Genomic DNA, 23,201 nt, shown 5'->3' with positions numbered 1-23,201 from the left:
CCCACCGCGTACGACCCCCGGGGAACACGCTCGGATGAAGATACACACGGGGCGGGGCGTTCACGTCGAACGCTTTGAGCACCCGTCAGCGGCCCTCGCGGACGGGTCGTTCAACTGCTCCCGGGCAGCAGTTGAACGACCCCTCCCGGGCCCCTCCCGGACCGAACCCGGACAGGCCGTGCGGTCCGTCGCCGACCTTCCCCGCGCCGCCCCGCCGCGTTCAACTGCTCCGCGTTCAAGTGATCCGGGTTCAAGTGCTCCGCGTTCAACTGCTCGGGGTTCAAGTGCTCCGGGTCCGGCCGAGCAGCGAGAGCACGGCGTCGGCGTGCCGGAAGTCCTCCGCCGTGCTCATGTTGCCGAGCAGGACCACCCGCACGCCCGCCTCGAGGTACCGGGCGAGGTAGCCGGCGACGGCCTCGTAGTCGCCGACCAGCAGCGGGAGGGTCCCCTTGTCGGCCCGGTACGCACCGGTCCAGTACACGTCGTCGTAGACGTCGCCCTCGGTCGCCAGGACCGCCAGCCGCCGGCTCCAGTCCGATCCGGTCCTGCGGCGCATGGCCGCCGTCATCCGGGACGCCCGGCTGTCCTGGTACGTCTCGCGGGCGGCCGCCCAGGCCTGCGCGCCGGTCGGCCGCGCGACCAGCCCCACCCGGATTCCGATCCGCGGTCCTCCGGCCAGCGCGCCCGCGAAGTCCGCAGCGAACCCCGCCACCGGCTCCGGGTGGGTGATCGCGACGTCGGCGACGGCCCGGGCCGCCTCCAGACCCGCGGGCGACGAACCGGCGACGAACACCCGGGGCATCAGCGAGGGGGCGAGCGGGGCGTTGATCCGCAGGCCCTCGTACCGGTAGTAGCCGCCCTCGTGGTGGAGCGGGCCGGGCTCCGAGAGCAGCCCGCGGATCACCGAGACGTACTCCACCGCGCGCCGGTAGCGCTCGTCGTGGTCCAGCGTCTCGCCCACCTGGGCCAGTTCGGCCCCCGCGGCGCCGGTGATCAGATTGAGGTCCACCCGGCGGCCGTGGAGGGTGGTCAGCGTGTAGACCATCTGGGCCACGGTAAACGGCGGCGCGGCGTACGGCTGGGCGGCGACCAGCGGCACCAGGCGCTCGGTGCACCCCATCATGGTCGACGCGACCAGCCAGGGATCGAGGTTGCGGTGGTTGTAGAAGGCCAGCAATCCGGTGAACCCGTGCTCCTCGGCATTCCGGGAGACCTCGCCGAGGGCGGAGAGCCCGTGCCCCTCGCCGGGTCGGGACGTGGCGGCCGTCGCGTAGACGTCAAAGTCGTGTTTCACCGTGTAATCCCTGGTCTGCTCGGCGGGCTGGTGCCTTTTCGGGTTCTCCGCGGGGAGGCGATCGGGCAAATTCCCCACGGAATGCCGACGCGGCCGGCCGGCGTCCGGTAGTGGGCCGGGAGGGTGGGGAGGGCTCCGGCCGGGCTCATGGGAGGTCGCGGCCCGGACGGGCCGGTCGTACGGGGTGGTCCGGGTGGTCCGGGTGCTCCGACGGCCTCCTCGGCCCTGCGGCGGGCGCCCGACCCGCCGGCCGGGGGCCGCGGGCTCCGAGGGCCACGCGGCGGGGGTCCGGCGGCAGTCACGCTAGACCACCGCCCGCCCGTCCTCAACAGCCCTCCCGGGAACACCGTCGGACGGCGGGCGGCCCGCCGAGGCCGGCGGCCGCTTCACGTTTCGCCGACCGGGCGGCACAACGCCGTCGACCGGAATCCGATCAGAATCAAATCCGAATCCAATCAGAATGAAATCCCCCCACCTGCGGGGCCGCGAATCAATGGTCGCACCCACAATGACCGATCCCCCCGGCCGATTCCCGCAATCCGCGCCGGCAATCCGTCCGGAAATCGCCGCCGAGGAGCGGTGAATCGGCGGTGGCACCCCGGGATCCGACCCCGCCGCCAATCCACGTAACGCGCGTAGACATTCCTTGCACGGCACAGCCGGCGATGGTGACCGACCGTCAACCCCATTCGGCGCAGCACCATCGAGGCAGGGAGCCACCCGTCAGACGGGTCAAACATCCCCGAGTTCTGCACGCTCTGGACACACCCGCACGAGCAGGGCCGCACCGAACCGCACCTGCGGGTTCGTCATGAACCAATGCCCTCAAGGGAGTCGGCGAAATTACGTCGCCCGTGCAGCGGAAGCCCGCACTCCGGTCGCCCGCCGGAACGCCTCCGCCCTACTCCACCGCGACCCTCGCGCATCTGTGGCGCCATATCCCACATTGAACTCGGGGGAGCCGCCCATATTGGTCTAGACATAGGAACTGCGCCCCTGTTACGTTTCGCATCGCATGACCGCTGGGGGTGTCGTCAACTACGGCTCCGGGGGAGCCCGTTACTCGCGTTCAAAGGTCCTTTGAATGCGGGCCGGGGGCCGCCTCGGCCGGCTGCAACCCCCACTCGGCGGGCCGTTCATTACCTGCGATCCGCAGCCGGGTCCAGGACGGCCCCGACCGATCCGTGCTTGATTTCTGACGGGGATATCGGATACATGAGGGCCCAACACCGACGAAGAGACGCCTCGCCGCAGGCACGCCGAAGAGCCGGCCACGGCGTGGCGCCGGACCCGCTCGCCGCGTCGGCGGACTGTGCGGCCCTCGGCACGAGCGCGCCGCGCACCCGACCCGCCGACAGTGCGGAGCCGCACCGCGCCGGGTGACCCGGCCCAGTCCTGTCCGGTCGCCCTGGGAACCCCGGCCCGATCGGGCAGCCCCGGCAGCCGTGCTCCCACCCGGGCATGCGCACTCCGCGCGGCCGACCGGACCAGCAGGCCTCCGTCCACCGGAGCCCGTCCCGACGCGAACCGTCACCCACCCATGACGCCGCGTCGGATCCACTCGGTGCGGCGCGGCGCCCTGCCGCCACCGAAGGGCCCTCGTCATAGGGTCGCCCGTTCCGCAGCCGCGCGTGCGTGCAGGCCGCAACCGGTCGCCTCGGACGGCGCGCACCGGTGGCGGGCGGATCACCGGTCAGGGGCGGGGTGTTGCAGGGCGGCCGGTGTCGGTGCCATGGACCGACACCGGCGGGGCGCGGGCGAGCAGGCCGCCCGGGCCCGATTTCCCATGGCCAGTACCGAGTTCGATGACAAAGGGGGAGTTTCCGATGGAAGGCCGGCTCGATACGGCGGTGCTGGGGCTCAGCGAGGACGGTGCCGGGGAGCGCACGACCGAGTCGGTCCCCATCGCGTCACTGCGATCGGCCGACTCGCCGCGACTCCAGGCCGAGGACCCGGACCACGTGCAGGTCCTGGCGCAGTCGGACACGCCGTTGCCGCCCATCGTCGTCCACCGGTCGAGCATGCGGGTGATCGACGGGATGCACCGCGTCCACGCCGCCCGGCTGCGCGGCGCCGAGCGGATCGACGTCCGGTTCGTCGAGGGTGACGAGAAGGACCTCTTCCTCCTCGCCGTACGGCTCAACGTCACGCACGGCCTGCCCCTCTCGCTGGCGGACCGCCGCGCCGCGGTGGCGCGGATCCTGGTCTCCCACCCCCAGTGGTCCGACCGGGCCATCGCCGAGGCGACCGGGCTCGCCGCCAAGGCGGTCGGCGCCATGCGCCAGGAGCCCGACGCCGAGGTGGCCACGCTCCAGGCCCGGATCGGCCGGGACGGCAAGCGCCGTCCGCTGAGCAGCGCCGAGGGGCGGCGGTCCGCCGGTGAGCTGGTCAAAGCCGATCCGCAGACCCCGCTGCGCCGGATCGCCAGGGAGGCGGGCATCTCCCTGGGCACCGCCTCCGACGTCCGCGCCCGCGTGCTGCGCGGCGAGGACCCGGTGCCGCAGCCGCGGCTGCGCGGCGTGCCCGCCGCGAGCGGCGCCGAGGCCGCAGCGGTCCTCCCGCACGGCGCTCCCGCCGCCCCGGCCGTCGAGCGGCGCAGCCAGCGGGACGTGGCGATGGCGATGCGGATCCTGGTCGCGGACCCGTCGCTGCGCTTCACGGACGCCGGGCGCAACCTGCTCCGCTGGCTGGGCGGACACGTCATCGAGCCGGACGAGTGGCAGACCGTGGTCGAGACCGTGCCGAGCCACTGCGTCGGCACGGTGGCGGACCTCGCGCACCGCTGCAGCGACTCCTGGCGGGAGTTCGCCAAGCAGCTGGAACAGCGCCACCGCGCGTCGGCCTAGGGCCTGCCTGACACAAGGCCTCAACCGGACACGTCCCCGCACGAAAGAACAGCCGAGGGAAACTGATGGACCGTCTGTCGACTCTGGTCAACTCCTGCCTGCTGCCGGCCTACGGCGGCGCGGCGCCCACCGACTGGCTGCGGCGCGAGCTGGACGACGGGCTCGCGGGGATCGTGCTGTTCGGCGCGAACCTGGGGCTCCTGGACGGCCGGGTGCGCGAGGTGGTCACCGAGCCGCTGCGGGCCCACCGCCCGGATCTGATCGTCGCCCTGGACGAGGAGGGCGGCGACATCACCCGGGTCGAGTACCACCGGGGCAGCAACTACCCCGGCAACCTCGCCCTCGGCGTGGTGGACGATCCGGCGCTGACCTCGCAGGTGGCCGGCGCCATCGCCGCCGACCTGATCGACGCGGGCGTCTCGCTGAACCTCGCCCCCTCCGTCGAGGTCTGTCCCGGGTACGACATGCCGGTGTTCGGCGCCCGGTCGTTCGGCTCCGACCCGGCGCGGGTGGCCGCGCACACCCGGGCCTTCGTCGAGGGGCTGCAGCGCCACGGCGTCGCCGCGACGGCCAAGCACTTCCCCGGTCTGGGGGCCACCCGGGTCGACTCCCACTTCGAGCTGCCCGTCGTGGACACCCCCGCCGCGGAGTTCCGCTCCCGTGACCTGCACCCGTTCACGGCGGCCGTCGAGGCGGGCGTGCAGGCCGTGATGACCGGGCACGTGGTCGTCGGCGCGATCGACGACACCCCGGCCACCTTCAGCCCGCGGTTCGTCACCGACCTGCTGCGGGGTGAACTCGGCTTCGACGGCGTGGTGATCAGCGACTCGCTGGACATGCGGTCCGCGCAGGCCGGGCTGGGGTTCGGCGGCGCCGCCGTGCGGGCCTGGCTCGCGGGCGTCGACCTGATGATCATCGGGCCGCAGGACGGCGAGGGGATCTGCGCGGAGATCCGGGACAGCGCCCGGCGGGCCGTCGCCGAGGGCGTCCTGCCGCTGTCCCGGCTGGAGGAGGCCGCCGAGCGGGTCGCCCGGCTGCGCAAGTGGACCTCCTCCCCCGTCAGGCCGGCCGGCGACCTGGGCGGGGTCGGGCTGGCGGCCGCCCGCCGGGCCGTCGAGGTGCGCGGCACGCTGCCCGCGCCCTCCGCGCGGTTCGTCGTCGAGCTGCGCCCGGAGCCCAACATCTCCTGCGGCACGGTGCCGTGGGGTCTGGCGGAGCCGATGGCGCGGCTCGGCGCGCTCGCCGGGGCGCTCACGGTGGCACCCGGCACGGCGGCCGCCGACCTCGACCTGCCGGCGGGCGTGCCACTGGCCGTCGTGGTCAGGGCCGAGACCGCGGACGCCTGGCAGACCGGGGTGCTCACCGCACTGCTGGCGGGCCGCCCCGACGCGGTCCTGGTGGACATGGGCTTCCGCGACCTGCCCGCCCCCGCCGGCACGGTGGTGCTGAAGACCTTCGGCGCCGGCCTGGTCAACGCGATGGCGGCGGCCGAGCTGCTGTCCGGCAGGCGGGCGGCGGGCGCCCCGAGGGACCGGTGGTGAGACCGCCGCCGGGGGGTCAGCCCCGCCGCGCGCCCGGTAGGGCCGCGCCCTGCCGCAGCCAGGCCTCGTGGCCGTCGCACACCACCGCCCACAGCCGCTCGCGCCCGGCGGCGCCGAGCTCGTCGAGGGGCAGGCCGAAGCGGGTCCGCAGCACCTCGAACCACTCGTCGGGGCCGGTCAGTTCACGGCGCTGATCGCCCGCCGCGTCGATCCGGGTGAGCACCCGGCCCAGCAGCAGGTCGGTGCCGAGGGCGTCCCTGCGCTGCACCCGGGCGAGGCGGACGAAGTCGGACTCGGGCGAGGTCGACAGGTGGGCGTGCTGGTCGGCGAAGTCCTCGGCTCGGGCCGGACGGACGGAGATGTCGGCGCCCGCGAAACCGCGCAGCGGGCGGTGGTCCAGGCGCCAGCCGCCGGGCTCGCAGGAGGACTCCGACAGCCGGTACCCGAACGGGCCCTGCTCGGTCAGGCCGGGCCGCAGCGGGAGGGGCTCGTGGAAGGCGAAGCCCAGACCGACGTCGACCAGCCAGCGCCCGTCGGGCGACTGCGGCGTCGGCAGCCCGCCGACCGTCAGCGCCATGTGGTTGCCGTTGACCCCCACCGGCTCCGCCTCGTCGACCTTCTGGACGCCGACCCGGTGCATCCCGACCTGGTAGCCGAGTTCTCGCAGAAGGACCAGGAAAGCGCCGTTCAGCTGGAAGCAGTAACCGCCCCGGCGGAATTGCCCGATACGGTCGAACGACTCCTGCGGGTCGATCCCCGCGGGCGTTCCGAGCTGGAAGTCCAGCGTCTCGTAGGGAATTCTCTCCACATGGGCGCGGTGCAGTCGTCGCAGATTCCCGACGGTGGGCGCCAGGTCGCCGGCGAGGCCGAGTCGGTCGAGATATCCAGCGATAGTGGTCGTCGGCATGGTCGGAACCGTAGCAGCCGTCCACGCCGTTCGACAGGGTCTGACGTGCGGGTCCATCTCCCGCCCCCAGGGCGGATGTTCAATCCCGCCCATGGCCGGAGAGAGCCGCCCGCAGTACGGTCGTACCGGATTGATCGATTGTTTGGCCAAGACCGGGAGTTTTGCATTGAGCCCCCTCCCCTCGAAGGTTCTGCCGACCGCCGACGCGGTGGCCGAGAATGCCGCAGAAGCCGTCGCCGAAGCCGTACGAAAGGCCGTGTCCGAGCGCGGCGAATGCGTCGTCGCACTGACCGGAGGAAATACTCCGACCGCGGCCTACCAATTGCTCGCGACCTACGACCTGCCCTGGGCGTCGGTGCACTTCGTGCAGACCGACGACCGGGTCCTCCCCGAGGCCGAGACCGGGTCCAACTGGCGGATGATCTGCGAGACGCTGCTGGACCCGGCCGCGGTGCCCCGGGACCGCCGGCACCCCATGCCGGTCCGGTCCGGCGACCCGGCCGACGGCGCGGCGCAGTACGCGAAGCTGCTGGCCTCGCTGACCGGCACCGCGGGCGCCGACGCCGTCCTGCTCCAACTGGGCCCGGACGGCCACCTGGCCTCGCTGTTCGCCGACCGCTACGACCCTCAGGACCAGGCCGGGGTCACGGTGACCACCACCGTGGACGGCGCGGTGCGCATGACGCAGACCCTGCCGTCGCTGCGCGGCGCCGCCGCCCGCATCATCATGGCGACCGGCGCCCAGAAGACCGAGGCGGTGGCCAAGTTGGCGACCGGCACGGCCGACACCCTGGCCGCCCGGGCCTTCCTCGGTTCGGACGGGCTCCTGCTGCTGGACGCCGAAGCCGCCGGCACCTACCGGTGACCGCTCCCCCGTCCGAACCGGCCACCACCGGGACGCCCGGCTTCTGCGCCGCCGAGGCCCGCCGCAGCACGCGCCCGGTGGTGGTGTTCGACCTCGGCGGCACCTGGTTCCGGGCGGGCGTCCTGGTCGACGGAGACACCGTCGCGGCCCTCCGCCGCCACCCGGCCGTCACCCGCGCCGCCGCGCCCGCCACGGCCGCCGTCCTCCAACAGCGCATCGTCGACTGGCTGGTGCGGACGCTGGACGAGATCCGGCTGGAGTGGCCCACCGCGCTCGACCTGTGCGCGGTCTCCCTCGGCGCGGCGATGGACGGGCGGACCGGCCATGTGGTCGGCAGCGCACCGCTGTTCGGCAGTGAGCGGACCGACTGGTGGCCGGCCCGGGAGCTCTCCGCCCGCCGGCCGGACGCGCGCTGGTCGGTGGTCAACGACGTGTCCGCGCTCGCCTACGCGCTACTGGGGAACGACCGCCTGGACCAGCGCCGGCAGGCCGCCGCCGTCACCGTGAGCACCGGCATCGCCTACCGGACGATCGACCTGGCCTCCGGCCGCATCCCGCTGGACCGGGAGCACGGACTGCAGGGCGAGATCGGCCACCTGCCCGCACAACTGCACTGGGACGGCGCCCCCGTGACCGCCCGCTGCGACTGCGGGGCGCCCGACCACGTCGCCTCGTTCTCCTCGGGCGCGGGCATCGGGCGCTTCCTGCGCAGCCTGCCCGCTGCGGTGTGGGGCGGTACGGACACGGCGAACCGGTCGACGGCGCAGACGCTCGCGTCCTTCGGCGGGCTGGTCGCGCAGGGCCACCGCGGCGCCCTGCGGGTGCTCGACGCGGTGACCCTGCCGCTGGCCCGGGTGCTGCTCGCCCAGGCCGCCCTCAACCCGGAGGTTGAACACACCGTGCTCACCGGCGGGGTGGTGGACAATCTCGGGGACGCCTATCTGGCGAGCCTGCTACGCAACCTCAACCAGCTGGGGTTGTACGGGATTTCGGACCGGGACCAGGGCTACTTCGCCCGCCGGATCGTCCGAGGACAGCCGAACGGGCTGAACGCGCTGCGTGGAGCGGGAGTTCACGCACGGGGAATTCTGAACGAGAGAGCGCACACAGCATGAGTCTTGGGCAATGGTCCGTCCGCGCCCGTCAGGACGTCTCCTACCGGGTCACCCAGGTGACGGAGGTGCTGTCACCCGCGAACGACGCGCTCGCCCGGGCCGCGGGCCTGACGCCGGGGGCGCGGCGCCTGGTGGTGGTGGACGAGCAGGTCTTCGCCCTGCACGGCGCGCGGATCCAGGAGTACTTCCTCAGCCGGAAGACCGTCCCACACATCCTGCGGCTGCCCGGCGGCGAGCAGACCAAGACGATCCCGTCACTCGAGGAGATCGTGCGCGCGGCCGACTCGATCGCGCTCGCCCGCCGGGAGCCGATCACGGCGATCGGCGGCGGCGTGCTGACCGACCTGGTCGGACTGGCCGCCGGACTGTACCGGCGCGGCACCCCGTTCGTCCGCATCCCCACCACGCTGGTCGGGATGGTCGACGCGGCGGTCGGCGCCAAGAACGCGGTGAACTTCCACGGCCACAAGAACCGGCTCGGCACCTACCATCCCGCCCGCGACACGCTGGTGGACCGGGCCTTCCTGAGCACCCTGGACACCCGCCACATCAGCAACGGACTGGCCGAGATCATCAAGATGGCGGTGATCCACGACGCCGCCCTCTTCGACCTGCTCGACGCGGAGGCCGAACAGCTGGTGCGCCGGCGGCTGGACGGCTCCGCCGGGCAGGAGGTGATCCGGCGCGCGGTCGGCGGCATGCTGGAGGAGCTCGAACCCAACCTGTGGGAGCACGAGCTGCGCCGGGCGGTGGACTTCGGGCACACCTTCAGCCCGGGGTTCGAGATGGCGGCCCGGCCCGGGCTGCTGCACGGCGAGGCGGTGTCGATCGACATGGCGCTGTCCTGCGCGCTGGCCGTCGACCAGGGCCTGCAGTCGCCCGCCGACGCCGTCCGCGTGCTGCGCCTGCTGCGCAGGTCCGGACTGCCCGTCTGGCACCCCGTCTGCGAGGTCGGACTGCTCTGGGACGCCCTCGGCGAGTCCACCCGGCACCGCGACGGGCAGCAGAACATCCCGCTGCCCGTCGGCATCGGAAAGTGCGTGTTCGTCAACGAGCTGACGGAGCCGGAGCTGCGGCGCTCGGTGGACGTCCTCCACCGGCTGCTCGACGAGGAGGGGCTCGCGGCATGAGCGACACCTACGGCGCCCCCGCCCGCACCGGCGTCTCCACCACCACCGCCACCGGCGTCTCCACCGGGGGCGACCTCGCCTGGACCCGCACCGCCGAGCACGGCCTGCGCCTCGACCGCACCGAGGCCGCGGCCGGCCCGGCCCTGCGGGTGCTCCGCGCCGGGATCTGCGGCACCGACCTGCAGATCCAGCGCGGGATCCGGCCCGACGGGGCCGCGGTGCTCGGCCACGAGGGGCTCGCGGAGTACCGCTCGCCCTCGGGCGTCCACCGGGGCATCTTCAACCCGGTGGACCCCCACGACCAGGACAGCATCCTCGGCCACTCCCACGACGGGGTCTTCCGGCGGTACTACCCGGCGACGGGCGCCGGCGCCGCGGTGCTGCGCACCCTCGTCCCCGCCCGGCCGGACCTGGTCGCCGACCTCTCCGTGCTCGTCGAACCGCTGGGCGCGGTCCTCTACGGCTGGGACCTGCTCGACGCCTCCGGGCGGGCGCGGAGCGCGGCGGTGTGGGGCAGCGGGACGACCGCCGTCCTGGCCGCACTGGTCGGCGAACTGCGCGGGACACCGATGACCCTGGTCCACGGGCGCGCGGAGCGGCTGGACTACCTGCGCGGCCGCGACGTCCTGCCCGGCACCCGGTACCGCACCGAACCGCCCGTCTCCGGCGTCGGGGCGGCCTTCCTCTGCCTGCCCCGGGAGGCCTCGGCCACCGCGCTCACCCAGGCCGCGCGCGCCCTGGAGGAGGGCGGGGCCGTCGACCTGTTCGGCGGCTTCGGTACCGGCACGGCGCACGAGCTGACCGGGGACCTGGACCTCAACTCGATCCGCAGGTCCAACATCTGCGGCTCTCCCGAACCGGCACCGGGGCGCCTGGTGGCCCTGCCCTCGGGCAAGCGGATCCGCCTCACCGGGCACCGCGGCACCTCCGCCGACCTCCTGCGGCGCGCGCAGGACCTGCTCGTCGCCCACCCCCAGCGGTTCGGCCGGGTGCTCAGCCACGTCCTCCCCCTGGAGGCGGCCGGACCGGTCCTGCGGTCGATGGCGACCGACCCGCCGGGCCGGCGGCTGACCGGAGAGCACCTCAAGGTGCTGATCGACCCGACGATGCCGTCGGGCACCACCCGGGCGCCCGACCTCACCACCACGGTGGCCGAGGTCCTCCCCGGCTGCTGAACCCCGGGCTGCCGAACCACGCCGCCCCGCTTCGAACCACCCACCCGTCCAGGGCACCCACCCGTCCAGGGAGAACACCATGCTGGTCCCGCGTTACGGCTACCCGGCCCAGTTCGACGACCTCGAAGAGCTGACCGGGAGGATCTCCGAACTCCTGCTGTCCGGCGACTACATCCTCGGCAAGCCGGTCGAGCACTTCGAGCGGGCCTTCGCCGAGCAGGTCGAGGCGGGCTTCGCCGTCGGGGTCAACTCCGGTACCGACGCGCTCATCCTCGCCCTGCACGCCCTGGGCATCGGGCCGGGCGACGAGGTCGTCACGGTGGCCAACACCTTCCACTCCACCGTGCTGGCGATCGTCCGGGTCGGTGCCGTCCCGGTCCTGGTGGACTGCACGGACACCGACTACCTGATGGACCTGGACCGGCTCGAAGCCGCGATCACGCCCCGCACCAAGGCGATCCTCGCCGTCCACATGTTCGGCCAGGTGCTGGACATGGACCGGATCACCGGACTGGCCGCGACCCACGGCCTCGCGGTCGTCGAGGACTGCGCCCAGGCGGTCGGCGCCCGCTGGAAGGGCCGGCCGGTCGGCACCTTCGGCGAGATCGGCTGCTTCAGCTTCCACCCGTCGAAGAACCTCGGCGCCGCCGGCGACGCGGGCGCCGCCGTGACCGGCGGCCCGGAGCTGGCCGACCGGCTGCGCCGACTGCGCGGACTGGGCCAACAGGAGCAGAACCACCACGTCGAGGCCGGGTTCAGCAGTCGGATGGACTCCGTGCAGGCGCTGGTGCTGGGGCACAAGCTGCCCCGGCTGGACGCGTGGAACCAGGCCCGCCGCGAACGCGCCGAGCAGTACACCCGGGCCCTGTCCGGCAGCGCCGTCCGGGTGCCCGTCGCCGGCCCGGAGCACGTCTACCACATGTACCAGGCCATCGTCCCCGACCGTGACGCCACCCTGGCCGCCCTCAGGGCCGCGGGAGTCGACGCCGTCGTGCGCTACCCGGTGCCCATCGCCCGCCAACCCGCCTTCTCCGACTACGCGTTCGACGCGGCCGCGTTCCCGAACTCCGACTTCCTGGCGGAGAACGCGCTGTGCCTGCCGCTGCGCCCGGAGATGAGCCCCGACGAGGTCGACCTGGTGGCCGCCACGCTGCTGTCGATCGTCGGCTGACCGAGAAATCGAGGAGATCCCCATGACCGGGTCAACGACCGATGTTTCCATTGTGCCGGGCCTGTTCGGCGCCGATCCGCTGGAGTACGGGCGGGCGGTGGGCGATGTCTCGCGCACCGACGCGGACCTCCTGCACCTCGACGTGATGGACGGGGTGTTCGTCCCCGACATCAGCCTCGGCCTCAAGGCGGTGAAGTCCGTCCGCAAGGCCTTCGACCGGCGGTTGGACGTGCACCTCCAGGTGACGCGGCCGGAGTCCCACATCGACGGCCTGGCCGAGGCGGGCGTCGACCTCGTCTCCGTCCACGTCGAGAGCACCCCCCACATCGCCCGACTGCTGCGCGACCTGGAGAAGTCGGGCATCGCGGCAGGCATCGCGCTCAACCCCGGCACCCCGCTGTCGTCCGTCGAGGAGATCGCCCACCTCGTCGAACAGGTCGTCGTCATGGCGGTCAACCCCGGCACCAGCGACTTCCTGCCCTACACCGTGGACAAGATCCGCCGTCTGCGCGCCGACCTGGACGCGCGCGGTCTCGGCCACATCCGGATCGCCGCGGACGGCGGCGTGACGGCGGAGCGCGCCGCCGCGCTGCGGGCGGCCGGCGCCGACCGCCTGGTCGTCGCCTCGGCCCTGTTCCAGGACCCGGCCGGCGTGGAGTCGGCGTTCCGCTCGCTGGGCGCCATCGCGGCAGGCGCCTGATGACGGCCGTCGCCCCGGCCCCCGCGGACCTGCGCCTCCTGTTCGACATCGACGGCACCCTGGTCGACTCCAGCCGGCTGATCGTCGACGTCTGGCGGCGGGTGGCGGCCGAGTTCGGCACGGACGCGGACGCCATCCTGGCGGTCTGCCACGGCCGCCGGGACGCCGAGGTCGTACCGATGTTCTTCCGCGCCGAGGACATCCCCTCGGTGCTGACCCGCATCCAGCAGCTGGAGGCCGAGGGGGTCGCCCTGCTCAGCCCGGTGGCGGGCGCGCCCGAACTGCTCGGCGGCCTGCCCGCGGACCGGTGGGCCGCGGTGACGTCCGGCCCGAGCGGCCTGATGACCGGCCGCCTGCGCAGCGCCGGGCTGCCGACCCCGGCCGTCCTGGTGGCCGCCGACCACGTCGAGAACGGCAAGCCCCACCCCGAGGGCTACCTGGCCGCGGCCGACGCGCTCGGCGCCGCCCCGCAGGAGTGCGTGGTGGTCGAGGACGCACCGGCCGGCGTGACCGCGGGCCGCCGGGCGGGGATGTTCGTCATCGGGATCACCACCACCCACACGGCCGACCAACTCGCCGAGGCCCACGCGGTGGTGGACAGCCTGTCGGACATCCGCGCCGTCCTGGCCGCACACGCCCCGCGCTGAACGTCGCCCCGCACCGACACCCCGCCTCCGACTACAAGGGCCGGTCCGCAGACTCCCCACCTGCGGACCGGCCCTTCGCGCTACCGCCTTGTCCGCCCCCGGCGTGCTACCATGCTTTGCATGGTAGATGGCAATGCAAGTAACCCCGAGGCAGACGGCCGGGTGGCAAGCCAACTCCGCAAAGGAGTGCTGGAGTACTGCGTCCTGGCGCTGCTGCGGGACGGCCCCCGCTACGGCGTCGAGCTGCTGGCGGAACTCGCCCGCGTCGAGGTGATGGCCACCAGCCAGGGCACGATCTACCCCCTGCTGTCACGCCTGCGCCGGACCGGGCTCGCCGACACCCACCTGCAGGAGTCCGAGAGTGGACCCCCGCGCCGGTACTACACGCTGACCGACGCCGGCCGGAGCGCGCTGGAGGAGTTCACCGCGAACTGGCCCTCCTTCCGCGCCGCCGTCGACCACTTCCTCACCCCTGGAGAGCCGACGTGACCAACACCCTCGCCCACCCCCTCGTCCGCTCCTTCCTGTCCTCGGTCGAGGACCGGACCGCGGCCCTGCCCGACACCCGCCGCCGGGAGCTGCTCGCGGACCTGCGCGAACACATCGAGGTGGCCCTGTCGGAGTCCGACCCCTCCGACGGGAGCGCCGTCCGCCGCATCCTGGAACAACTCGGCACCCCCGCCGAGATCGCCGACGCCGCCCTCGCCGAGGAACCCGCCGCCCGGCCCGTCCCGGAGAGCCCCCGCCGCACCGCCATCACCCTCGGCCTGCTCGTCCTCCCGCTGCCGGCCGCACTCATCCCCGTCCTCGGACTCCTCCTCGCCCCCGCCGCCACGGCCGCCGGCCTCATCCGCCTGTGGAAGTCCCCCCAGTGGTCCCGCGGCGAGAAGCGGCAGGCGACCCTGCTCGCCCTCTCCCCCCTCCTCACCGTCCCCGCCCTCGCCGCCGCCCTCTCCACCACCCTCGGCGGCCTCAGCCCCGTCGGCCTGCTGGCCGCCCTCCTCCTGGCCGCCGCCCTCCCGACCCTCGCCGCCATCCGCCTCCACCGGACGGCGTGAACCGTTTGCCGCTCAGCCGCGCCGGGCCCCGTCACCGAGCCTCGCCACTCCGGCGAGCGCCGCCGCCCAGGGGTACTCGGCCGGCTGCCCCTCCCCCGGCGCGTTCGGGACGAACCCGCCCTCCCCGAGCAGGACGGCCACCCCCGCCTCCCGAAGCACCGCAAGGCTCTGCCCAGCCTGCGGATGAGCAAGAAGCGCGGTATTCACACAAGGCATCACCGCCATGGGAATGCCCTTGCCGATCGCCTCCGCCGCGAACCCGACCACCCATGACCCGGTGATCCCGAGAGCCAGCGCGTTGATCGTGTGAAAGGTCGCCGGAGCCAGCAGCACCGCACTCGCCGCAGGCCACAACTCCGGATCACCGGGCCGCCGATACCGACTCTTCACCGGATGCCCGGTCAGCGCCTCCAACTCCGCCAGCTCACCCCCCAACCACTCCGCAGCCGTGGGCGTCAACCCCAGACAGACATTCCACCCCTCCCCCTGCGCAGCCCGCACCACCACCCCCACATCCAGCACCGGCAACGCAGCGGACCCCAGCACGTACAGCACCCCACGACTCGACATGGCCCCATGCAACCCCCGCCACCACACCCCGGGCAAGGCGCCCCATCACGCAGACCCACTCACTCGATCATTGACCGAACCTCTCCCCTCCCTGGCTGGCCGAAGCCGTTCGCTCCCACTACGGGCTGGGCATGCTGATGTGGTGTCAGGCGTCTGGACCGGGGAGGACAGAGCCGCGTGGAGGAGCTTTCGGTCAGGCCGTGGCGGAAGCCGGGTAGGTGGCGCTTGTACGTCAACAGGGCCGGCGCCCGCGGCTCTTCGGTCGCATGGCTTGACTGTCTGACCGGTGTGGTCGAGATCCAGGACTCCGCGCTTGAGGGTGCCGCGCTGGCGAAAATCGAAGAGTGGTGTGCCGTCTACGGGCAGGTCATACCTCCGCGCGCTGTGCGGCGCAACGGAGACGCAACCGCGCCGGGGCCGCAGGTGCGCGTGCCCTACCTCCCGCCCCTGCGCGATGAGGACGACCTCGCGTTGAACGCTCCCGGCGCCGGTCTGCAGAGCATGCTCCGGCGGGACGAGCGGACGCACAACGTGTGGGTCCGGCTGGTCGCCAAGGCAACGCGGAATCCCCTCGGGGCGCCGACCACTCTCCTGGGGCTGGAGGGCGAACGCATCGTCGGGGCCAACCTGGAGCCGCTGCGGGTCTCCGGCTGGAAGATCCTGCACGGCGTGCCCCTGCCCAGCGGCGCCGACATCGACCACGTGGTGATCGGGTCACCGGGAGTCTTCACGATCAACACCAAGCACCACCCGGACGCCACCGTGCGGGTCGGCGACCGGATGGTGAGCGTCAACCGCAACAGCTTCCCCTACCTGGCGAACGCCGCATTCGAGGCCACCAGGACCGCAGAGCTGCTCACGAAGTGGTGCGGCTTCGAGGTACCCGTTCACCCGGTCGTCGCCGTGGTCGGAGCCCGAAAGATCACCCAGGAAACGGCCTCCCCCGTGCTCGTCGTCACCGGCGAACAGATCGCCGCGAACCTCGCATCCGCACCGACGCAGCTGACCCCCGAGCGCGTCGAACGCATCTTCACCATCGCCCGGCACCGCCACGTCTGGACCCAGCTCGGCACCCGCAACAGGAAGTCCCGCCAGCCCTGACCGCCGTGACGCCGAACGCCCCCAAGCCGCCGCACGGGAGCCACCATCAGCCGTTGCCGTCGCCTACTTCAGCCAACCGGCCTCTAAAGCCCGGTGCCCCGGTGCGGGGCACCGGGGCCGGTGGGCGCGGACGGTTTCGAACCGGACCGGACGAGCAGGTCACATGTGCATCGCCGGACGCGATGGCATGGATTCGAATAGCACCCAGCTCTGACCACTGAGAGCAGCGCGGACTTGAATCACTAGGCAGCCCCCTGGATGGGAATTGGCACTTCGCCACGCATCTGCTCGTCAAACCAGGGGAGAATTTCAGCCGAGTCCGCGAGCGCCTCAAGCTCCCTAACATCATCCCGGAGGCGCGAGTAATAATCACTCCCCCCTTTGGTTTTCTTGAACCACATCGCCGGCGGCACCTTCCGCCCCTTTGATGCATAGTACGGCGCAATAATGGCATCCGTGTCGGTCAGTATGAGCAGGCAAGGATGGAACAACTGATGGCCGATCACCTTGTAGGGGCGATCGCCATCTCGAGGGGACAGGCCATCAAGCTTGCGAATGACGCCTATTTGCCTATTTATGAGGGCATCCGCGTTCATCTCTTCCTTCTGGGCCTGAATAACCGAGAAGTCGGACGCAGGGCTCGGCATGAAGATCGTGGTCGATTTTTCTTGATCGCCAAATCGGGAGCGGAATGACTCCCTATGCATCTCAACCCAGCTGGCACCTGCATTCATGAGCAGAGTCAAACTTGCAGCTTCGCGTATCAGCTTCCCCTCCGCCCTCATGCACTCGTCATTCCTGTCGTTCGTAAATACCTGAACCAACCCCAGGTCACGAGCATTTGAAACCGCATTCGATTGAAACTCCAGGGATCGAATCTCGGCGAGCATCATGTTGCCAAGCTGCTCAATATACTGCGCATAGTCTCTTCTGCTCAACAGATAGTCGGCCAAGGTGAACAGGAGGGCTGCGGTTAAGGAGGCGGCGATGGAGTTGAGAACCGCATTCCAGCCAACGCTACCCCTTTCGGCGAATGCGATGAAATATAGAATGGTTGCGACGAGAGCCACACCACACCCGAGGGCAACGTTCCCTTTACTTGCAGCCTTGCTCAGCGCCGGACTGTCCGCATGCGAGCGTTGGTTGGCCACAATCGCCCCCTCTCCTAGGGCTCGATTTGATGCCGGATGATCATCCTTTGATTCTTGAGTACATTTCCTACGATCCTCTGCGGCAGCGCCAGATGCAACCATTCCCTCATGCGCGACGCCGACCATCCCAGTGTCACGGATTCGCCACTGCCTGAATTCAATTGCTGACTATGGGTGTGCCGACGTAGTGCCGCCTGGCCCTCCTCCGCAGATGCAGGAGGCGACCCGTGACAACCAGCGTTCTGCCGTACCGATCTGCGGCGCAACATCGTCGACCTGCTTCACCAGCACGGCTGCACGCTCAAGGGGCCAAGGGGCCAAGGCAGCCGTCCCGTCCTGGCCGGCCCAGTGCTTCCCTGCGCCCGGGTCATCTGGCACACCAGTGGCGCAGCCCGACTGAGACCCGGAAACGACCGAGGGCCAGTTCGGGAGGATCACTCCTCCGAACTGGCCCTTCTCATCTGTGGGCGCGGACGGTTTCGAACCGCCGACATCTGCTTTGTAAGAGCAGCGCTCTACCACTGAGCTACGCGCCCCCTGTCGCGGCCTGGTGGGGGCACGACGACTGCCTAGAGTACCTGGTCCGGCGGGTGGTGTGGCGCAGGTGGTCGGGGAGTGGGACGGGGTGGGGTGGGTGGGGGTGCCGGTCGGGTGGGGTGATCGGGAAGAATGGGGGTGGATCAAACGGTCGGAGCAGGGAGCGCGCAGTGAGGGTGGCCGGCGGGATCGGGCGGGGGCGGCGGTGGCCGGGGGGTGCAGTGGCCGAGGCGCTGGTGCTGCCGCTGGTGGTCGCGGGGGCGCTGGGGGCCGCGGGGGCGGCGGCGTTCGGTGGTGCCGGCGGTGGGCGTGGCGGGGGCTGGTGGGGCAGGCGCGGCGGCGAGGGCATGCGGGCGGATGCCAAGGCGGCCCGGGACGCGGCGCAGCAGGCGTTCTACGAGCTGGACTCCGCGCAGCGGGAGGTGCAGCTGGCGGTGGAGACGGTGCGGGCCGCCGAGGACGGTGCGGCGGCGCGGCGGGCGCTGGCGGACTTCCAGGCGATCTCCGGCCGGGTCGACCAGGTGACGGTGAACTATCTGGCCGCGCTGGACGCGCACGACCTGGACGCCGAGGAGCTGGAGTCCGGTGCGGCGGCGCGGGCCCGGCACCAGCTGGAGGACGTGAAGGGGCAGCTCGGGGCGGCGCAGGCGGAGTTGGGCGACTTCCTCCGGCGGTTGCAGCCGACGCTGGATCACGCGGAGTCGCAGCTGATGCGGGTGACGCCCGCGGTGGAGCAGGCGAAGCGTGCGCTGCTGGGGGCGACGAACGCGCTGGACGCGGTGCGCGGGGCCGGGCTGCGGGCGGACGACCTGGCGGCGCGGCTGGCGGAGCTGGCCCCGGAGCTGGGGCGGCTGAACGAGGGCGCGGCCAAGCACGGGGTGGCGGGCACGCTGCAGCGGGCGGAGAACGTGAAGGAGCGCGCCCAGGCGATCGCCGCGGATGCGGAGCAACTGCCGGAGCGGGCGCGGGAGATCGACCGGCGGGTGGCGAGTCTGCGGACCCGGATCCAGGCGCTGGAGACCAAGGCGGGCACGGTGGAGCCGGCGCTGAGCGAGCTGCGTCGCCGGTTCAGCACGGCGTGCTGGCAGGACCTCCAGCGGGTGCCGGACCAGGTGGCGGAGACCGGGCGCGCGGCCGAGCAGAAGCTGGCCGAGGCGGCGCGGGCGCGCGATGAGCAGCGCTGGGCGGAGGCGACCGGCGCGATCGGTACGGTGCGCGCCCTGCTGGACACGGCGGACGGCTCGGTGGTCGCGGTGAACGAGCGGCTGCGGCAGCTGAACGAGGTGCAGCACGACCCGAACCGGGAGATCGAGCGGACCCGTTTCGCCCTGCGGGACGCGCAGCGACTCGCGATGGCCGGACGGCAGGCGCCGGATCCTCGGCACGCCGGTCCGCTGGACGCGGCGGTGGGACGGCTGGACCGGGCGGTGGCGGAGCTGGAGGCGGCCGGGCGGCACCCCGACTACTGGCACTTCCTGACCGAGCTGGCCGAGGTGCGGGGGACGGCGGCGCGGGTGGTGGAGCTGATCCGGGGGGACCTCGGCAGCCACCACTGAACCGTGACCCCGCCGTGCCCGGCCCGAGCGCACCCGAGCACGAACACCCAAGCACGCCCGAGCACGGCCCGCGCTGGGTACGCTGCGGGGTATGCCACGCTACGACTTCCGCTGCCGCTCCTGCGGAGCCACCTTTGAACTCCGCCGCCAGATGGCGCAGGCCAACGACCCGGCGGTGTGCCCGCAGGGGCACGAGGACACCGTGAAGCTGCTGTCGGCCGTCGCCGTCACCGGCGCCGCCTCCGGAGGCGGCGCCCCGCAGCAGGCCCCGTCCGGCGGGGGCGGGGGCTGCTGCGGCGGCGGCTGCTGCGGCTAGCAGGCCCCGGCTACAGGCCCAGGCCCAGCCGAAGCCCCAGCTCAGGCTCCAAGCCTCAGGCCCCAGCCGAAGCCCCAACCCCTACCCCAGCTCGGCCGCGACCGGCACTCCCGCCCGCACCCGGTCCAGGAAGCGGCGGACGATCTCCTCCCCGGCCGCCACCCCCACCTGGTCGAGGGCGGTGACGCCGGGGGCGGTCCAGCCGCTGTCGGCGAGTTCGCCGTGCCCGGGCCGCCAGCCGGCGTCCGCGGCGAGCAGCAGGTCCGCGTCGAGCAGCGAGTCGCCGGCGGCCAGCACGGTACAGCCGCCGACCCGCCGTTCGACCTCGGCCAGGGCGGCGCTCTTGCTCAGCGGCGCCGGCACGGCGTACGCCTTGCGGCCCTGGAGCGAGACCGTCCAGCCGCGCTCGGCGCACCAGCCGGTGAGCTCGTCGAGCCAGCCGGTCGGCAGCTCGGCGCGCTCGACGACCAGGTAGGCGAAGAGGTCGTCGGCGACCCTGCGCTTGTGGGTCCACTCCGGGTCGGCGCACAGGGCCAGGTGCTCGACCACCTCGGTCAGCGGCACGGAGGCGGTGGCCAGCCGGCCGCGCACCTCGGTGCGCCAGTCCTCGTCCGGGACGCCGTCCACGATGAGCTGCCCGCCGTTGCTGCAGATCGCGTACGACGGGACCCAGCCGGGCGTCGGGCCGGGCAGGTTGACGCGCTCGTACTGCGTCCTGGTCCGGGTGGTGGCGGGGACGAGGACGGCCTCGCGGGCGAGCTCGACCAGCAGGGCGGCGGCCTGCTCGGTCATGAACGAGAGCGCCTTGCCGTCGTGCACCTCGACCGAGAGCAGCCGCGGGGCGAGCCGGTCGGGCACGTCCAGCGCGAGTGCGCGGTTGGAGTAGATCAGGGTGCGGTCGAGGTCGCTCGCGACCAGGAAACCACTCATCGGGCTCAGGACTCCTTCACCAGGACGGCTGTGCCGGAGGCACCGGTCGCTCCCCGACTGTAGCGGGGGTGGATCAGGCCGACGCAGGAGTACGGCAGGTCGTCCACCTCCTCGACGGGGACGCCGCGCTGGGCGGCGAGCAGGCGGACGTGGTCGAGGTCGGCTCCGGTGCCGCGGCGGGCCAGCACCTTCCAGGGGACGCGGCGCAGCATGACCCGGGTGGTCTCGCCGACGCCGGGCTTGACCAGGTTGACGTCGTCGATGCCGTACTCGGCGCTGATCCGCTCGACGGCGGCCCAGCCGGCCCAGTCGGGGGTGCGGTCGGCGGCGGCGGCCAGTTCTGCGGCGGCCTGCGCCTCGTCCCGGACCTGCGCGAAGTGGTCGGCGACGGTGTCCAGGAAGGCGCCGGAGACGTCCCCGCCGGCCAGGTCGGTGTAGTGCTTGGCACCGTGGAAGTCGTCCGGGCCGATCAGGTCGGCCCGCAGCACGGTGCGCGAGACCAGGCCGGAGACGGTGGAGTTGAGGCAGGCCGAGGGGATCAGGAAGTCGTCCCGGGTGCCGTAGGTGCGCACGCAGCGGCCGGGGTCGGCGAGGACGGCCAGCTCCGGGTTGAACGCCGATCCGGCGAGGGCGGCGGCGAGTTCGCGGGTGATGGCGCCCTTGCCGGTCCAGCCGTCGACGAAGACCACGTCGGGGGCGTGGTGGTAGGCGTCCAGGTAACGCACCGCGACGGGGTCGATGCCCCGGCCCCGGATGATCGAGACGGCGTAGTGCGGGGTGTCCAGCCCGTGCGCGAAGGCGAGCCAGCGGCGGATCAGGACGCCGACGGGCGTACCGGCCCGCGCCAGCGAGGCGAGCACCAGGCCGGGGCCGCGCTCGCGCAGCAGGGTCTCGGCGACGGTGCCGACGGCGAGCGCGATCCGGCGGGCGGAGACCCGCAGGGCCTGGTGGAACAGCTCCTGGTACTCGGGGCTGGGCTGGTACTCGACCGGCAGGGACTCGGCGTAGTGGGCGCCGCCGCTCTGGACGGCCTCCTCGCGCTCCTCGGTGGGGGCCTCCAGCGGGACGTCGGAGAGGTCCTTGAGCAGCCAGGCCACCTCCTCGGGGCGGTAGGAGGAGAACGCCGGACCGTACAGCGGCGACGGCAGACCGGCAGCCGAGCCAGCGGCCGGACCGGCAGCCGGACCAGCCGGCGCAACAACAGCCGGACCACCCGGCGCAGCAACAGCCAGGCCGGCAGGCCGGTGCGAGGGCAGCACCGCGAGCACCACCCGGTCGGTGACCTGCCGCAGCTGGGTCAGCAGGGCCCGCTCCCCCTCGTGCAGGGCGGGCGTGTCCGCGGCGTCGTCGACCACCAGCACGACGGCGTCGAAGCGGCGGGCCGGGTCGGCGCCGGGGGCCACGTTGTAGGCGAAGCGCTCGCGCGAGGCCTGGTCCTGCGGGTCGTCGTGCGCCGGGAAGGAGAGCCGGGTACGGATGGCGTAGCCGGGGTCGTCCACCGCGAGGACGGGCGAGCGGGTGGTGGTGGAGTAGCGGACCCGCTCCTCGCCGAGCCGGTCGGCCAGTGCCCCGGCCAGGCGCAGCGGCGCGTACATCAGCTCCTCGAAGCCGAGGACCAGGATCCGCTCCTCCCCGCCGTCCAGCTCCCCGGCGACCTGCTCGGCCAGGTCGGGGAGAGCGGAGTCCAGCGCGGCCCGGTGCGCGGTGGTGAACCCGTGCCGCCCGCCGTCCGGCAGTCCGGTCGGCCAGGCCAGCTCCACCCGCGCCAGCGGGGCGGGCGCGCCGGCGGGCGGCTCGGGGGCCGGACCGGTCTCGGCGATCAGCCGCTGCGCCCGGGCCAGGATGTCCGCGGGCAGCTCGACGCCGCCGGCGGCGGTGGCCACCAGGTCGACCCGGGTGCCGAGTTCGGCGGCGAGGTCGGTCAGACGGGCGCGGTCCCGCTCGTCGCGCAGGTCGACCAGGGCGACGACCACGTAGTGGCCGCGCGGGTGGCGGGCGTGCAGGGCGCGGATGGTGTTGAGGACGGTGTTGCCGGTCGAGAACTCGTCGTCCACCAGCACCAACGGGCCGTCCCCGGTGAGGAGTTCGACCAGTCGCGGGTGGGCGGGCAGCAGCAGGTGGGAGGTGGCGTGCGAGTGCTCCTCCTCGAAGCCCCCGAGCGGGGCGACGCCTGCCACCGGGCGGCGGGTGGAGTGCAGGCAGGGGGCGTCCAGGCCGTCGGCGACGCTGTGGCCGAGGCCGGTGGCGGTCTCCGCGTACCCGAGCACCACGGCGCGTGCGGCCGCGTCCTCACCGAGCAGTTCGCGCACCCGGCGGCCGAGCTCCAGTCCGGCGCCGTGGACCACGGACGGGCGCTGCGGGACGTGCTTGCCGAGCACGTTGGAGACCAGCAGGTGGGCCCGCTTCGGGTTCTCCCGCAGGGCCAGGCCGACCAGTTCGGGGAGCCGGTCGGAGCCGGTCAGACCGACGCCGGCCCGCTCGGCCACCCAGCGGCCGGTCCACTCTTGCTGTGCTGTCACTGCTGGTCCAACTTTCGGTGGTGCGGTGCGGTGCGGTCCATACGAAGCGGTGCGGTGCGGTGAAGGTGAAGG

General features: G+C 72.8%; 20 protein-coding genes and 1 tRNA gene. 14 read left to right on the top strand and 7 right to left on the bottom strand.

What is annotated here, in order from left to right:
- Window positions 1-280 precede the first annotated feature (280 nt).
- Window positions 281-1,294 carry an LLM class flavin-dependent oxidoreductase gene (locus tag ACIGZJ_RS00865; protein ID WP_396455289.1) on the bottom strand — a complete coding sequence of 338 codons (1,014 nt, stop codon included), beginning with the start codon at window positions 1,292-1,294 and terminating at the stop codon, window positions 281-283.
- A 1,826-nt stretch (window positions 1,295-3,120) separates the two neighbouring features.
- Here ACIGZJ_RS00865 and ACIGZJ_RS00860 point away from each other — a divergent pair.
- Both ACIGZJ_RS00860 and ACIGZJ_RS00855 read left to right on the top strand, forming a co-directional pair.
- Window positions 3,121-4,140 (top strand): ParB N-terminal domain-containing protein, encoded by a 1,020-nt coding sequence (locus ACIGZJ_RS00860; RefSeq protein ID WP_396455288.1) that lies wholly within the window; start codon window positions 3,121-3,123, stop codon window positions 4,138-4,140.
- 65 nt (window positions 4,141-4,205) lie between these two features.
- The gene (locus ACIGZJ_RS00855; protein WP_396455287.1) at window positions 4,206-5,681 is read left to right on the top strand and encodes a glycoside hydrolase family 3 N-terminal domain-containing protein; all 1,476 of its coding nucleotides are present in this window, start codon (window positions 4,206-4,208) and stop codon (window positions 5,679-5,681) included.
- Between the two features lie 16 nt (window positions 5,682-5,697).
- Here the strand turns inward: ACIGZJ_RS00855 and ACIGZJ_RS00850 are convergent, their stop codons facing one another.
- Entirely contained in the window at window positions 5,698-6,588 is an 891-nt protein-coding gene (locus ACIGZJ_RS00850) for an arylamine N-acetyltransferase (protein WP_396455286.1), read from the bottom strand.
- Between the two features lie 166 nt (window positions 6,589-6,754).
- Between ACIGZJ_RS00850 and pgl the strand changes: the two genes are divergently transcribed.
- From pgl to ACIGZJ_RS00805, 9 genes are all read left to right on the top strand, one after another.
- On the top strand, window positions 6,755-7,453 hold the full coding sequence (gene pgl / locus ACIGZJ_RS00845; protein ID WP_396455285.1) for a 6-phosphogluconolactonase: 699 nt from the start codon (window positions 6,755-6,757) through the stop codon (window positions 7,451-7,453).
- A complete protein-coding gene (locus ACIGZJ_RS00840) occupies window positions 7,450-8,568 on the top strand; it encodes an ROK family protein (RefSeq protein WP_396455284.1) in 1,119 nt (372 codons plus the stop codon). Before pgl ends, ACIGZJ_RS00840 begins: the two co-directional genes overlap by 4 nt.
- On the top strand, window positions 8,565-9,698 hold the full coding sequence (locus ACIGZJ_RS00835; RefSeq protein ID WP_396455283.1) for a sedoheptulose 7-phosphate cyclase: 1,134 nt from the start codon (window positions 8,565-8,567) through the stop codon (window positions 9,696-9,698). The genes ACIGZJ_RS00840 and ACIGZJ_RS00835 overlap by 4 nt, the downstream gene beginning before the upstream one ends.
- Window positions 9,695-10,873: a dehydrogenase gene (locus ACIGZJ_RS00830; protein ID WP_396455282.1), complete on the top strand. Its 1,179-nt coding sequence runs from the start codon at window positions 9,695-9,697 to the stop codon at window positions 10,871-10,873. The genes ACIGZJ_RS00835 and ACIGZJ_RS00830 overlap by 4 nt, the downstream gene beginning before the upstream one ends.
- A 79-nt stretch (window positions 10,874-10,952) precedes the next feature.
- On the top strand, window positions 10,953-12,044 hold the full coding sequence (locus ACIGZJ_RS00825; protein WP_396455281.1) for a DegT/DnrJ/EryC1/StrS family aminotransferase: 1,092 nt from the start codon (window positions 10,953-10,955) through the stop codon (window positions 12,042-12,044).
- A 22-nt stretch (window positions 12,045-12,066) separates the two neighbouring features.
- Window positions 12,067-12,744: a ribulose-phosphate 3-epimerase gene (locus tag ACIGZJ_RS00820; protein WP_396455280.1), complete on the top strand. Its 678-nt coding sequence runs from the start codon at window positions 12,067-12,069 to the stop codon at window positions 12,742-12,744.
- Complete coding sequence (locus tag ACIGZJ_RS00815; protein WP_396455279.1) at window positions 12,744-13,391, top strand: HAD-IA family hydrolase; 648 nt, start codon at window positions 12,744-12,746, stop codon at window positions 13,389-13,391. The genes ACIGZJ_RS00820 and ACIGZJ_RS00815 overlap by 1 nt, the downstream gene beginning before the upstream one ends.
- 120 nt (window positions 13,392-13,511) lie before the next feature.
- Entirely contained in the window at window positions 13,512-13,880 is a 369-nt protein-coding gene (locus ACIGZJ_RS00810) for a PadR family transcriptional regulator (RefSeq protein ID WP_392927281.1), read from the top strand.
- Window positions 13,877-14,449, top strand: coding sequence for an HAAS signaling domain-containing protein (locus ACIGZJ_RS00805; protein ID WP_396455278.1), 573 nt, complete (start codon window positions 13,877-13,879; stop codon window positions 14,447-14,449). Before ACIGZJ_RS00810 ends, ACIGZJ_RS00805 begins: the two co-directional genes overlap by 4 nt.
- A 12-nt stretch (window positions 14,450-14,461) precedes the next feature.
- Here ACIGZJ_RS00805 and ACIGZJ_RS00800 read toward each other — a convergent pair whose 3' ends face one another.
- A complete protein-coding gene (locus ACIGZJ_RS00800; RefSeq protein ID WP_396455277.1) occupies window positions 14,462-15,019 on the bottom strand; it encodes a flavoprotein in 558 nt (185 codons plus the stop codon).
- 177 nt (window positions 15,020-15,196) lie between these two features.
- Here ACIGZJ_RS00800 and ACIGZJ_RS00795 point away from each other — a divergent pair, with 177 nt between their 5' ends.
- The gene (locus ACIGZJ_RS00795; RefSeq protein WP_396455276.1) at window positions 15,197-16,120 is read left to right on the top strand and encodes a nuclease-related domain-containing protein; all 924 of its coding nucleotides are present in this window, start codon (window positions 15,197-15,199) and stop codon (window positions 16,118-16,120) included.
- Between the two features lie 242 nt (window positions 16,121-16,362).
- On the opposite strand, the gene ACIGZJ_RS00790 is transcribed toward ACIGZJ_RS00795, so the two are convergent.
- Together ACIGZJ_RS00790 and ACIGZJ_RS00785 are read right to left on the bottom strand one after the other, a co-directional pair.
- Window positions 16,363-17,271, bottom strand: coding sequence for a hypothetical protein (locus tag ACIGZJ_RS00790; RefSeq protein ID WP_396455275.1), 909 nt, complete (start codon window positions 17,269-17,271; stop codon window positions 16,363-16,365).
- A 464-nt stretch (window positions 17,272-17,735) separates the two neighbouring features.
- Window positions 17,736-17,807: transfer RNA gene (locus ACIGZJ_RS00785), tRNA-Val, on the bottom strand.
- Window positions 17,808-18,029: 222 nt separating this feature from the next.
- On the opposite strand from ACIGZJ_RS00785, the gene ACIGZJ_RS00780 reads away from it, so the two are divergent.
- Entirely contained in the window at window positions 18,030-19,364 is a 1,335-nt protein-coding gene (locus ACIGZJ_RS00780; RefSeq protein WP_396455274.1) for a hypothetical protein, read from the top strand.
- 91 nt (window positions 19,365-19,455) lie between these two features.
- A complete protein-coding gene (locus ACIGZJ_RS00775; RefSeq protein WP_396455273.1) occupies window positions 19,456-19,680 on the top strand; it encodes a zinc ribbon domain-containing protein in 225 nt (74 codons plus the stop codon).
- 81 nt (window positions 19,681-19,761) lie between these two features.
- Here the strand turns inward: ACIGZJ_RS00775 and ACIGZJ_RS00770 are convergent, their stop codons facing one another.
- Together ACIGZJ_RS00770 and ACIGZJ_RS00765 are read right to left on the bottom strand one after the other, a co-directional pair.
- Window positions 19,762-20,610 (bottom strand): HAD family hydrolase, encoded by an 849-nt coding sequence (locus ACIGZJ_RS00770; protein ID WP_396455272.1) that lies wholly within the window; start codon window positions 20,608-20,610, stop codon window positions 19,762-19,764.
- A 5-nt stretch (window positions 20,611-20,615) separates the two neighbouring features.
- A complete protein-coding gene (locus tag ACIGZJ_RS00765) occupies window positions 20,616-23,129 on the bottom strand; it encodes a phosphoribosyltransferase (RefSeq protein ID WP_396455271.1) in 2,514 nt (837 codons plus the stop codon).
- Between the last annotated feature and the right edge of the window lie 72 nt (window positions 23,130-23,201).

It is taken from the genome of Kitasatospora sp. NPDC052868 (assembly GCF_044547105.1).
Lineage (GTDB): Bacteria > Actinomycetota > Actinomycetes > Streptomycetales > Streptomycetaceae > Kitasatospora.
This window is presented reverse-complemented; position numbering and strand designations above follow the sequence as displayed.